This is a genomic window from Streptomyces sp. NPDC048604 (genome assembly GCF_043199435.1).
In the GTDB taxonomy this organism is placed as follows: domain Bacteria; phylum Actinomycetota; class Actinomycetes; order Streptomycetales; family Streptomycetaceae; genus Streptomyces.
Genome location: NZ_JBICVX010000001.1, coordinates 43,806 through 56,220, shown reverse-complemented (window position 1 = coordinate 56,220; position 12,415 = coordinate 43,806). Strand labels below are relative to the sequence as shown.

The window sequence follows — 12,415 nt, the reverse complement described above, 5'->3', positions numbered from 1 at the left end:
CCGTACGGGAGGGGCATCACGCATGAGCAAGACCGCACTCATCACCGGCGTCACCGGGCAGGACGGCTCGTACCTGGCCGAACTGCTGCTTTCCAAGGGCTACACGGTGCACGGCCTCGTCCGCCGGTCGTCCAGCTTCAACACGGAGCGGATCGACCACGTCTACCAGGACCCGCAGCAGGCGAACCGTTCTTTCGTGCTGCACCACGCGGACCTGTCGGACGGGGTGGCGCTGGTGAACCTGCTGCGGGACATCCGACCCGACGAGGTGTACAACCTCGGCGCGCAGTCCCATGTGCGGGTCTCGTTCGACGCGCCGCTGTACACCGGCGACGTGACGGGCCTGGGCGCGCTGCGGCTCCTGGAGGCGATCCGGGCCAGCGGCATCGACACCCGGATCTACCAGGCCTCCTCCTCGGAGATGTTCGGTTCCACTCCCCCGCCGCAGAACGAGCAGACCCCCTTCCACCCGCGCAGCCCGTACGGCGCGGCGAAGGTCTTCGGCTACTGGACCACGGTCAACTACCGTGAGGCGTACGGCATGTTCGCGGTGAACGGGATCCTGTTCAACCACGAGTCGCCGCGCCGCGGCGAGACCTTCGTGACCCGCAAGATCACCCGCGCGGTGGCCCGGATCAAGGCCGGCCTCCAGGACAGGCTGTACCTGGGCAACCTCGACGCGGTACGGGACTGGGGGTACGCCCCCGAGTACGTGGACGCGATGTGGCGGATGCTCCAGCAGGAGGAGCCGACCGACTACGTGGTGGCGACCGGAGTCCCGGCGACGGTACGGCAGTTCGTGGAGACGGCCTTCGCGCACGCCGGCCTGGAGTGGGCCGAGCACGTCCGCTACGACCCCAAGTACGAGCGCCCCAGCGAGGTCGACGCGCTGATCGGCGACGCGTCGAAGGCCCGCGAGCTGCTCGGCTGGAAGCCGGACGTGCACGTGGAGGAACTGGCCCGGATCATGGTGGACGCCGATGTGCGCCAGGTGGAGGACCAGTTGGCCGGCGTGACCGTGCGAATCGACCGCTGAGCCGGACGTTCCGCTTCGGGACAACCAGCCGCGCACGGTACGGAATTGGTCAAGTGGCCGTTTCTCACCGTCATTTCGTCGTACAGTGCGCATTCACCACATGGCACGTGCATTGCTTCACGCACTGCTGCACGCCACATTGACTGGGCTCACTCGCCTGGGGGGAACATGCGTAGATCCTGGGGGCTGTCAGCTGCCCTCGTCCTGACCGTCGCGGCCGGAGCCGGGGGCTCCCTGGCCCCGACGGCCGCGGCGCTGACGCCGCCGGTGGCCTTCACCGCGGACGATCTGCCGACCTGGCAGACCAATGGCATCGTCTGGGCGATGGCCGAGGCGAACGACACCGTCTTCATCGGCGGCACCTTCTCCGAGGTGCGGCCGCCCGAGGGCGGTTCCGGCACTCCGAAGAGCGCCGTCAACTTCGTCGCGATGAACGCGGCGACGGGTGCGCCCACCGACTGCACCCTCTCCTTCACCGTCGGCAGCGGCACCGCGACCGTGCGGGCCCTGACGGTCTCGCCGGACAAGAAGACGCTGTACGCGGGCGGCTACTTCGGCGCGGTCAACGGCACGCCGGTCAGCAGCCTCGCGGCGATCGACATCGCGACCTGCACCCCGAAGGCCTCGTTCACGCCTTCGTTCCCGGCCACCGTCCGCGGACTGGCCGTCACCGGCACGACCGTCTACGCGGCCGGCGACTTCGGCACCGTCGAGGGCCAGACCCGCCAGCGGTTCGCGGCCGTGTCCACCGCCGGCGACCTGCTGCCGTTCACCGCGAACGCGGACGAGCCCGGCCGCGCCATCGAGGTCACCCCGGACGGCCAGCACGTGCTGCTCGGCGGCGACTTCTTCGCCGTGAACGGGGCCAACTCGCACGCCCTGGCCGTGGTGAACGCCACCACCGGCGCGGTCACGAAGGCGTATCCGAACGGCTGGATCCCGAGCAACTCCGTGGTCAAGGACATCGACACGGACGCGACCGGCTTCTACACCGGCAACGAGGGCACCGGCGGCGGCGTCTTCGACGGCCGCATCGCGCTCGACCTGAGCAACTTCGAGCAGCGCTGGCGCGACACGTGCCTCGGCGCCACCCAGGCCGTGGAGTCCTACCAGGGCGTGCTGTACAGCGCCTCGCACGCGCACGACTGCTCCAGCGTCGGCGAGTTCCCGGACGGGCGCCGCTACCACCTGCTGGCCCAGCCGACCACGTCCACCGGCAAGCTCGGCTGGTTCCCGGACACCAACGACGGCGGCTCCCCGCCGGAGGTCGAGGGCATCGGCCCGCGCGTGATGGCCGTCACGGGCACCGGCACCACCAAGTACCTGTGGGTCGGCGGCGAGTTCACCACCGTCAACGGCTCCGCGGCGCAGGGTCTGACCCGCTTCTCCTCCGGCCCGGACACCGGCGCGCCGACCGTCCCGGTAGCCTCCGCCTCCGCGCTCACCCCGAACGCGGTGCAGGTCCGCTGGCGCTCCAGCCTGGACCTGGACGACAGCAAGCTGACGTACAAGGTCTACCGCAACGGCTCGGCCACCCCGATCCACACCGTGGACGGCGACTCGCTGTACTGGTCTCGGCCTCAGGTCTCCTTCAAGGACACCGATGTGACGCCGGGTCAGACCTACAGCTACCGGGTCACCGCCGCCGACGCGGACGGCAACACCAGCGCGCTCTCCGCGACCGCTACGGTCACCGTCCCGACCTCGGCGCAGCCGTACGCCTCCCGGGTCGTCGCCGACGGCGCGAGCCTGTACTGGCGCTTCGACGAGTCCACCACGCCGTACGCGGCGGACTCCTCCGACGGGAACAACAGCGGTCTGTACGTCAACGCCCCGGCGCTGCGCCAGACCCCCGCGGCCGTCACCGGCCCGTCCACCGCTGTCGCGCTCAACGGCACGGACGAGCAGATCTACAGCGACAAGCGCCAGAACGTGACCGGGGCGTTCACCGTCGAGGCCTGGATCAAGACGACCACCACCCGTGGCGGCAAGATCATCGGCTTCGGCAACAACACCACCCGCAACAGCGGCAACTACGACAAGCACCTGTACATGACCAACACCGGCCAGCTGGTGTTCGGCGTGTACAACGGCACCACGCGCACGCTGTCCACCCTGGGCTCGTACCGGGACGGCGCCTGGCACCACGTCGTCGGCACCCAGGGCCCCGGCGGCATGACGCTGTACGTCGACGGGCAGAAGATCGCCTCGAACACCGTCACCGGGAACCAGCAGTACGCCGGTTACTGGCACGTCGGCGCGGACAATCTGAGCGGCTGGCCGCTCCGTCCGACGAGCAACTTCTTCGCCGGCCAGATCGACGAGGCCGCGGTCTACCCGAGCGCGCTGACCGCCGCCCAGGTCGCCCAGCACCACAGCCTCGCCAAGGCCACGGCCGACACGGTCTCCGTGGTCACCGCGACGGACGACACGTACGCCAACGCGGGTGCGCCGTCCACCAACTACGCCACCTCCAGCTCGCTCGCGGTGCGCGGCACCTCCGCGTACGAGAGCTACCTGCGCTTCACGCTCCCGTCGGCCCCGGCCGGCACGGTGCTGAAGAGCGCCCGGCTCGCGGTGAAGACCACCACGATGGCCGGGGCCGGCTCGGCGGACACCCAGACGGTGGTCCCGGTGACCGGTGCGTGGACGGACACCACGCTCACGTACAACAACCGTCCCGCGCTCGGCTCCGGGACGCTGGGCACGCTGACCGGCGCGACGGAGGGTTCGACGGTCTACTCGGCCGACCTGGACACCGCCAAGCTGTCCGCGGCGCTCGGCGGCTCGTACAGCATGGCGCTGACCAGCACCGGTACCGATCCGCTGTGGCTGTGGTCGACCGAGGCCGCGGCCGCGGAGGGCACCCCGCAGCTGGTGCTCACCTTCGGCGCCCCGTAGTCCGGGCGCTGCGCGACACGCACTGACAGGATGCGGGGCCCGGCCTGCCGGGCCCCGCATTCCACGTATCACGGGAGTCCCCATGCATCGTCCACTCCACCGCCGGCCGGCGGCCGTCGCGGCCCTGCTGGCCGCCGCGCTGCTGACGGTGTCCGGCTGCTCGTCCGACAGCGGGAAGCCCGGCTCTGCCCAGGGCCCGCGGTCCTCGAACAGCCCCGTCGTCCCGGACCGGCAGATCGAGACCGAGCCCACCGGGCCCGCCGCGGGACCCTCCGCGCTGCCCAAGGACCAGGCGCTGCCCGACGGCGAACTCAAGCCGGTCACCGGCTCGTTCACCAAGCGGCAGAAGGAGTACCTGAGCGGCCGGGTGCCCAAGGCCATGGACCCCGCGGCGGTGCTGCAGACCGGTGAGGAGTCCTGCCAGCGGATCGCCCGCACCGCCAAGCGCGACAAGGACGCCGCGATCGGCGCGATCATCGCCGGCGACGTCCCGGACGCGAAGGGCGCGATCGAGCACCTGTGCCCGCAGCAGAAGCCGCTGCTCGCCACCGCCGCCACCGGCTTCCCGGACGGCACCGTCACCCGGCCGAAGCCCGGCACGTACCGGGCGCTGACCACCGACCCGTCCTGCACCTGGCGGGCCCTCGGCAGCAACGGCAAGCTGCTCGCCTCGGGCCCGTCGACCGGCGCCGACGGGCCCGTGAAGGCCACGATCCCGTCGGGCGCCCGCGAGTTCGTGTCGACGAGCTGCTACGCCTGGCTGCCGGTCTAGCGGCCGTACCGCGCAGCCGTCCTGTACACGTCGAGCAGCGTGTCGAGGACGGAGTCCATCGAGAACGCCTCCGCCGCGAGCTTCCGGGCCGCCGCGGAGGCGCTGTCGTTCACGGCCGGGTCCAGCAGGTCGAGCACGGCCGGGGCGAGCCCGTCGGCGTTCTCCACCACCCGGCCCGCGCCCGCCCCCGAGATGTCCCGGGCCAGGCCGTTGGACGTGGTCACCACGGCGGGCGTGCCCACCGACAGGGACTCCAGGACGGACATCGGGAACGGCTCGTCCACCGACGGCAGCACGTACACATGCGCCCGGCGCAGCTCCTGGAGCATCCGCTCGGACGACAGCGCCCCCGGCCGGCTGATCCGGTCCTCCAGGCCCAGCTCGGCGATCAGCGCGTCCACCCCCGCCCGCTCCCCCTCGTCGGGGCCGGCGAGCACGAACTGCGCGTCCGGGTGCCGGCGCAGGATCTCCGGCACGGCCGCCACGAAGTCCCGCGGCCGTTTACGGGCCTGGAGCCGGGCCGCGTACAGGATCCGCGGCGGACCTGACGGCACCGGTCGCGCCTCCTGGGCGGGCACGCCGTTCACCAGTCGCACGGACTGCTCCAGGATGCCGCCCACCACGGCGTCGAGGCCCTTGCGTTCGTGCCCGGTCAGGTACAGCACCGCGGAGGCGCGGCGCAGCACCCGGCGTACGGCGACGGCGTCGAGGACCTTGGCGAGCAGCCTCTCGCTGGGGTCGACCATGCCGTGGGTCTGCAGGACCAGGGGCCGGCCGGCGCGGAGCGCGGCAAGCGCGATCGGCAGCGTCACCAGGTCGCGGGCGAGGTGGACGTGGACGACGTCCGCGTCGCGGACCAGGCCGTGCGCCCCGGCGAGCAGGGCGGGCGAGGTGATGCCGCTGAAGCCGAGCGGCAGGAGGGAACGCGCCTGGTAGAGGCGGGCGGGCACGCCCTCGACCTCGGTCGGCAGCGGTCCGTCGAAGCCGTCGCCGAGGGCGACGAGCCGGGCGGTGTGTCCGCGTGCGGAGAGTCCGCGGCAGAGGTTGAGGGCCACCCGGACCGGACCGCCGAAGGCGTGCGTCGGGCTGTGCAGGGTGACGGTGTGAAGGACCCTGAGCGGGCGGGCGGCGCTCATGCGGGCACCGGCAGGGAGCGTCGCCCGTCGGCGGTGTGCAGGGTCAGTTCCGGCAGGTCGCGGTGGAGCGTCGTGCCGGCGGCGACGACGGCGTGCCGCCCGACCGTGACGCCGGCGAGGACCGTGGCGCGGGTGGCGATCCACGCGCCGTCCTCGACGGTGATCGGCGCGTTGCGGTAGCGGAAGTCGGCGGCCCGGTGGTCGTGGCTGCCGGTGCAGAGCAGCGCCTCCTGCGAGACGCAGACGTGCGCGCCGAGCGTGACCGGCTCCAGGTTGAGCAGCCAGGCCCCTTCTCCGATCCACGTGTGGTCGCCGACGGTCAGTTTCCACGGCCACAGGACGCGGACGCGGTGCCGGATCAGGACCCCCTCGCCGATCGTCGCGCCGAACGCCCGCAGCAGGGCCACGCGCAGCCGGGCCGGGCAGAACCACGCCATGAACAGCGTGTTCATCACCGCGAACCACAGTGCCTGGACCAGCTTGGAGCGGCCCTTGTCATAGCCGGCCAGAGTGAAGGCCGGGAGATTCCGCATGAGTTCACCCCCATCGGCGCCTCCCCAGACGCCGAGACGTCCAGACTATCGGTTGACGCAGGGTGACAGGGGGGTCGTCGGTAGACTGCGGGCGGGTGACTTCTCCGGGGGCGGGGAGCACGGGAGTTCGGGGGGCTGCATGGCGACGGACGTGCGCGACGGGGCCGTTGACGGCGGAAGCCCGGACCCGCCTGCGCGCCTCGCGCCCGCCGGGCCCGGTGGGCCCACGTCCGTCCCGATGATCCTCGCGCCGCCGGTCAAGCCGCGCACGCTGCTCTCCCGGGCCCTGTCGATCCCGCTGGTCCTCGGGCTGACGGTGTTCATGCCGCTGCTGGTCGCGGTGCAGCCGGGCGCGGGCGTGCACGACGCCGCGTACTACCTGCAGATCGCGCTCACCATGTACGCCGGGGCCCGGCTGTCGGCGATGATCCTGACCAGCCGGCGCAAGCTGCTGCAGGGCTCGTTCTGGCTGTTCGTCTACATGGCGATGGGCGTCGCGCCGCTGGCCCAGGCCGTCCTCGGCCGGGTGCCGACGCCGGTCGTCGGGCCGCGTTCGGACCTGACGGAGGCGGTGGCGCTGGTCCTCATCGGCTGCGCCGCCTTCGACGTGGGCTCACTGCTGGCCCGCGGCCGGCCGAACCGGGCCTCGCGCGCCGAGGAGCGTCCGGCGCTGGTGCACCGGAGGCGGCTGCAGCTGCTCGTGCTGCTCGCGTTCGCGGGCAGCGGGCTGTTCGTCATGAAGCTGGGCGGCCCGGCGGTGTTCTTCTCCAGCCGGCAGGAGATCATCGCCGGTATCGAGGAGGCCGGCGTCTCGCAGGCCGACTCGCAGGCGGGTCAGGCGTTCCTGCGCGGTTTCGGCACCGTGCCGGCGCTGATCGCGCTGCTGGTGTACGTCCGTTGGCTGGTCACCTCGCGGCGGGCCCGCCGGCGGCCGGCGGTGATCGCGGTGTTCCTCGCCCTGGTGGCGCTGAACCTGGTCGTCAACAACCCGATATCGAACCCGCGTTACTGGTTCCTGACGGTGATGTTCGCGCTGCTGTTCACGGTGTTCCCGAGGAGCGCGGCGATGTACCGCTCGGCGCTGAGCCTCGGCGTGGTGATGGCGCTGATCGTGTTCCCGTTCTCGGACCGCTTCCGGTACGACGAGAAGAACTACAAGCCGGTCGAGACGACGTCGGTCCTGGAGCCGCTGGCGATGAAGGACTACGACCAGATCGGCATGTTCGCCAACACGATCACGTTCGTCGAGTCCGGGGCCCGGCACCGGTACGGCCGGCAGCTCGCCGGCTCGGTGCTGTTCGTGGTGCCCCGTTCGGTGTGGCCGGGCAAGCCCCGCGACACGGGCGTGATGGTCGGCCAGTGGATGGGCGCGGTGAACACCAATCTGTCGTCGCCGATCTGGGCCGAGCTGTGGATCGACTTCGGCGCGGTCGGGATGGCCGGCGGGCTGACGGTCCTCGGGTACGGGGCGGCACGGGTGGACCGCCGGTTCGCCCGGCGCGGCACCCGGCGCGCACCGCCGGGCAGTCTGATCTCGGTCGTGGTGCCGCTGGTCGCGGGCTATTCGTTCATCCTGCTCCGCGGGCCGCTGCTGCAGGCCTCCGGCCGGGTGGCGATCGCGCTGATCTGCATCCTGCTGATCACCACCTGGCGTCAGGACAAGCGCGCGCTGCTGCGCTGATCCTCCGCCGGCTCCGGTGCGGGCGCCTCCGGGCGGGTGCGGGCCACCCGCGTCCAGGCGGCGACCGCCTTGAGCGCGGAGCCTGCCGCGAGCCCCCAGGCCGCACCGAGGACGCCGCCGAGGGCGTACCCGCCGAGCATCAGGGCGACGGACAGCAGCGAGAAGACGACCTGCACGGACAGGGTGGCCTTCGGGCTGAGCACCCGCAGGGTGACCAGGGCGCAGGTGCCGAGCGCCATCACCGCGTACTGCGCCCCGCTCGCGGGCAGCAGCGCGGACGCCGTCTCCCAGGTGGCGCCGAGGAGTTCGCGCCCGTACCGGTCCGGCAGGGCGGCCAGTACGGCGGCCCAGCCGGACGCGACGAGGCAGAGCGCCCCGCCGAGCACGACGGCGGACCTGATCGTGCCGCGGCGGGAGCCGGCCCGGCCGAGCAGCGGCGGCCCGAAGGTGTTGACCGAGATGAACAGCACGTTGAGCGGGCCGAACAGCGTCGTCGCACCGCGCAGCGCGCCCACGGCGAGCGGTGCGGCGAACAGGCCGAGGCCGAGCACGGCGAGCTGGCTGGAGCCGCTGCCGACGGCGTACTCGACGACGAACCGCCGCCCGAGGTGGTCGCGCCGCAGCAGCCGCCGCAGTTCGGTGCGGTGGCCGGCGACGTACGGGCGGAGCAGCAGCAGGCCGAGGAGCGCGGCGGGCAGCGCGGCGAGACCCCAGACCAGTACGAGCCGCGCGGCGCTCGACGACGGGGGCTGGAGGAGCAGGGCGGGCAGCACGCAGCCCAGGCGCAGCAGGTCGGCGGCGAGGGCCTTGTCCGGGCGGCGCAGGGCGGAGAACGCGTACCGCAGTCCGTCCTGGAGCAGCGTGACGGGCAGCACGGCCGCGAGGGCGAGGAAGGCCCGCCCGGTGCCGCCGCCGAGCAGCGCGCCGAGCGCTGCGAGCAGCAGCGCGGCGGTGACGGAGGCGGCGGCGGTGAAGGCGAGGGAGGAGCGGGCGGCGGCGCCGACGGCCGTGTCGTCGCCGCGTTCCAGGACGAGCGTCTGGCCCACGTGGGCCATGTTCAGGCCGAGCAGCACGCCGAAGGTGATCTGGACGAGGGAGAAGTCGGCGAAGCCCTCGGCGGTGGAGACACGTGCCGCGATGAGCACGCAGGCGATGTTGGTGAGGCTGGACGCGGCCTGGTCCAGGACCGAGGCCGCGACCGATACCGAACGTCTCACCGGTCGCCCGTGTGGAAGTCCTCGGCCCGCAGCGAACGCAGCGTCACGGTGTCGGAGTTCTCGCCGCCCCAGACCCGCGGGTCGGGGCCGTTCTCGGGCTCGAACTCGTCCTGCGCCTCGGGCTGCTGCGGCCGGGCGGACCTGCCGCGGCCGCCGCGCCGGCCCTGCGGGGCGGGGGCCACGGCGCTCGACTGGGCGGGGGCTGCGGTCTGCGCGGACTGCCCGGTCTTCTTGGCCCGTTGGGCGGCGGCCTTCGCGGCGCGCCGGCCGGCAGGGGTGAACATGACCGCGCCGAGCACCGTGCCGCCCGCGCCGCCGATGAGTTCGCGGATGCGCTGGAGGTCGGTGCGGTGGACGCTGCGCGGATCACAGACGATGAGCACGCCGTCGACGCGGTCGACCAGGGCCAGCGCGTCGGCGTAGGCGAGGACGGGCGGGGCGAGCACGACGACGGTGGCGTTCGGCGAGTCGGCCTCGGCGATCAGCCGGCTGGTACGGGGCGAGGTGAGCGCCCTTGCCACGTTGCGGACCCGTTCGCCGGGCACCAGGCCGAAGGAGCCCGACTCGCCGGCGTCGACGGAGAGCCGGCGGCGGCCGGGCCAGCCGGTGTCGTCGGTCTCGGCCGGGGCGCTCCAGCGGGGTGCTTCGGTGGCTCCGGCGCTGAGCCGGCCGGCGAGCGCCGGGGTGCGCAGGTCGGCCTCGATGAGCAGCACGTCCTTGCCGGTCTCGGCGAAGGAGGCGGCCAGGTTGGTGGCGACGGCGGCCGCGGCCTCGCTGCTGCCGCGGGGGGCGACGACGAGGAGCCGGCGGCGGTCGGCGAACCGCTGGTCGTAGGCGAGCCGGAAGGCGACGGAGCGGAACTCCTCGGCCACCCGGGCGTCGCTGTGTTCGCAGGCCAGCAGGGTCTCGGTCGCGCCGCGCGGCAGGGTGCCGAGCACGGGCGCGCGCACGGCGCGGGCGACGTCGCCGGCGGAGCGCGGCGCGGGGTCGAAGACCAGCCGGACCCAGGCGGCGAGCAGGCCGAGGGCGACGCCGACGAGCGCGCCGAGGCCGAGGCTCATGGTGAGGCTGGGGCCGTCGGAGTAGCCGGGCGCGGTGGCGGTGCGGATGACCGTGCCGGCGGCCATGTCGAGCGCCTTGAGAGCGCTGACCCGGCCTTCGAGCTCGATCATCCGGTTGGCGAGGTTGGTCTTGGTGCCGTACTCCTCGTCCCGGGCCGTGCCGGCCGGCATCCGGTCGACGAGTTTCACCTGCTTGTCGTGCTTGAGCGCGGCCTCGTTGAGCTGGATCTGCAGACCGTCGAGCATCTTGGCCCGGATGGCCGTCCACTGCTTCTCGCGCAGTTCCAGGTACGCCTCGGTCATGGCGTTGGCGCGATCCGCGGCGGCCTGCGGGCTGTCGGCGGTGTAGCTGAACTGGAGGACCTGGCTCTGCGGCGGGTTGGTGACCTGGAGGTCCTTCTGCAGCTTGCCGATGGTGCCGGTCCAGCCGAGCTTCTTCGCCGCGCCCTGGGCGACACTGCTGCTGAGCGCGGTCTGCCGTTCGGAGCCGACGTTGAGCGTCTTGTCCTGCGAAATGCTCGGGTTGAAGGGGTCGTTGACCGGGGCGCGCAGCACCACCTGGCTGGTGGCGACGTACGTGTCGGCGTTGCTGAGGCCGAACCAGACGCCGCCGAGCAGGCCGATGCCGATGCCGGTCCCTATGACCGCGCGATAGCGCAGCAGCTGCTTGAACTGGTCCCGCAGCAGCTCCGGTTCGTCGTCCTCCACCGCCGCTCCGTGCAAGTTGCTCACGTGCTCGGCACCCCCATGGCCTCGTCGATCAGTGCGTCGATCCGGGCCAGTCCGGCCGCCCGGGTCAGATGGGCCTCGACGTGGCGGGGTCCCTGGGCGCCGAGTGCGTCGGCGGCGTCCGGATCCTTGCCGAGTGTACGGATCTCGGCGAGCAGCGCGTCGGGGTCCTCGGGTTCGACGAGGACGCCGGCCCCGGAGCGGAGCACTTCCTGCGCGGTGCCGCCGCCGGCGGCGACGGAGGCGACGACGGGCCGGCCGGCCGCGAAGTACGAGGTGAGCTTGGACGGGACGCTCATGTCGAGCACGGAGGCCCGCTGGGTGACGGCGAGGACGTCGGCGGCGGCGAGGACGTCGGGGAACTCGTCGTCGCCGACGGGCTCCAGGAAGTCCAGGTTCGGTATGCCCGCGCCGAGCGCCTCGAGAGACTCGCGCTGGTTGCCGTCGCCGAGCAGTACGACGCGGACGGCCGGGTCGCGGCGGGCGGCCTCGACGAGGACCTCCAGGCCCTGCTTGAGCCCCATGTTGCCGGAGTGCAGGACGACGGTCTCCTCGCCCCAGCCGAGCCGGGCGCGGGTCTTCTCGCGGGGCGCCGAAGGGCGTGAGACATGCGACCAGTTGGGCACCAGGCGGATGCGGGAGCGGTCGACGCCCATCGCGGCGACCTTGTCGACGAACGTCTGGTGGATGACGCCGACGAGGGTGGCCCGGCGCAGCGCGTACGTCTCCGCCTTCGAGGCCAGGGCCGCGGCCCGGTCGCCGCCGCTGATGCCGCTCTGCGCGGCGGCCGCGCCCATGAGGTCCTGGACGACGGGCACGTACGGGACGCGCCAGCGGGCGGCGAGCCGGGCGCCGATGACGCCGCCGGCGAGGCTGGGCATCTGGGCGAGTATCGCGTCGGGGCGGGCCATCGCGGGCGGCGCGACGAGGCCGTGGGCGAGCACGCTGGCCTCGAACGCGGCGCGTTTAAGAGCGGTCTGGCGTGGCGGCACGGTGTGCCGGCGCCGGTGGACGATCACGCCGGCCCGTTCCTCGGTGCGCCGCCAGACGCCCGCGTAGGCGGGGTCCAGGGACCAGGAGGGGTAGTGCGGCATGCCGGCGAGCACATGGGTCTCGTGGCCGCGGCCGGCCCAGTGCTCGGCGATCTGGGTGGCGTACGGGCCGATGCCGGCGTGCTCCGGCGCGTAGTTGGTGGACACCATCAGCAGGCGCCGGCGCGCCCCCGCCCCCGCGGTCCCGGTGTCTTCGTTCCCCGCCGCATGCGTCACGCGCCGTTCCCTCTCCCCCAGACGTGAACCGGACCTCACCCTAATCGTTCATCCGGTCTGAACGGAATGTGCACGCTATCG

Annotated in this window: 9 protein-coding genes; 4 read left to right on the top strand and 5 right to left on the bottom strand. The window is 72.8% G+C overall.

Features of this window, described 5'->3' with window-relative positions; genetic code table 11:
- Positions 1–22: 22 nt before the first annotated feature.
- The 3 genes from gmd (at position 23) to ACGFMM_RS00220 (ending at position 4,709) form a co-directional block, all read left to right on the top strand.
- Positions 23–1,036, top strand: coding sequence for a GDP-mannose 4,6-dehydratase (gmd, locus tag ACGFMM_RS00230; protein ID WP_393641628.1), 1,014 nt, complete (start codon positions 23–25; stop codon positions 1,034–1,036).
- A gap of 168 nt (positions 1,037–1,204) precedes the next feature.
- Positions 1,205–3,937 carry a LamG-like jellyroll fold domain-containing protein gene (locus ACGFMM_RS00225; protein ID WP_393641626.1) on the top strand — a complete coding sequence of 911 codons (2,733 nt, stop codon included), beginning with the start codon at positions 1,205–1,207 and terminating at the stop codon, positions 3,935–3,937.
- A gap of 82 nt (positions 3,938–4,019) precedes the next feature.
- Positions 4,020–4,709, top strand: a complete 690-nt coding sequence (locus ACGFMM_RS00220) for a hypothetical protein (RefSeq protein ID WP_393641624.1) — start codon at positions 4,020–4,022, stop codon at positions 4,707–4,709.
- Here the strand turns inward: ACGFMM_RS00220 and ACGFMM_RS00215 are convergent.
- Together ACGFMM_RS00215 and ACGFMM_RS00210 are read right to left on the bottom strand one after the other, a co-directional pair.
- Positions 4,706–5,845 carry a glycosyltransferase gene (locus ACGFMM_RS00215; RefSeq protein WP_393641622.1) on the bottom strand — a complete coding sequence of 380 codons (1,140 nt, stop codon included), beginning with the start codon at positions 5,843–5,845 and terminating at the stop codon, positions 4,706–4,708. The genes ACGFMM_RS00220 and ACGFMM_RS00215 overlap by 4 nt on opposite strands.
- Positions 5,842–6,378 carry a WcaF family extracellular polysaccharide biosynthesis acetyltransferase gene (locus ACGFMM_RS00210; RefSeq protein WP_393641620.1) on the bottom strand — a complete coding sequence of 179 codons (537 nt, stop codon included), beginning with the start codon at positions 6,376–6,378 and terminating at the stop codon, positions 5,842–5,844. Before ACGFMM_RS00210 ends, ACGFMM_RS00215 begins: the two co-directional genes overlap by 4 nt.
- A 238-nt stretch (positions 6,379–6,616) precedes the next feature.
- On the opposite strand from ACGFMM_RS00210, the gene ACGFMM_RS00205 reads away from it, so the two are divergent.
- Entirely contained in the window at positions 6,617–8,059 is a 1,443-nt protein-coding gene (locus ACGFMM_RS00205; RefSeq protein ID WP_393642771.1) for a hypothetical protein, read from the top strand.
- Here ACGFMM_RS00205 and ACGFMM_RS00200 read toward each other — a convergent pair.
- Genes ACGFMM_RS00200 through ACGFMM_RS00190 form a run of 3 tightly spaced genes read right to left on the bottom strand, consistent with a single transcriptional unit; the run spans position 8,032 to position 12,268 of the window.
- Positions 8,032–9,276 carry a hypothetical protein gene (locus ACGFMM_RS00200; RefSeq protein ID WP_393641618.1) on the bottom strand — a complete coding sequence of 415 codons (1,245 nt, stop codon included), beginning with the start codon at positions 9,274–9,276 and terminating at the stop codon, positions 8,032–8,034. The two genes, ACGFMM_RS00205 and ACGFMM_RS00200, sit on opposite strands and share 28 nt — an antisense overlap.
- On the bottom strand, positions 9,273–11,069 hold the full coding sequence (locus tag ACGFMM_RS00195) for a lipopolysaccharide biosynthesis protein (protein ID WP_393641616.1): 1,797 nt from the start codon (positions 11,067–11,069) through the stop codon (positions 9,273–9,275). Before ACGFMM_RS00195 ends, ACGFMM_RS00200 begins: the two co-directional genes overlap by 4 nt.
- Entirely contained in the window at positions 11,066–12,268 is a 1,203-nt protein-coding gene (locus ACGFMM_RS00190; protein WP_393642769.1) for a glycosyltransferase family 4 protein, read from the bottom strand. The genes ACGFMM_RS00195 and ACGFMM_RS00190 overlap by 4 nt, the downstream gene beginning before the upstream one ends.
- Between the last annotated feature and the right edge of the window lie 147 nt (positions 12,269–12,415).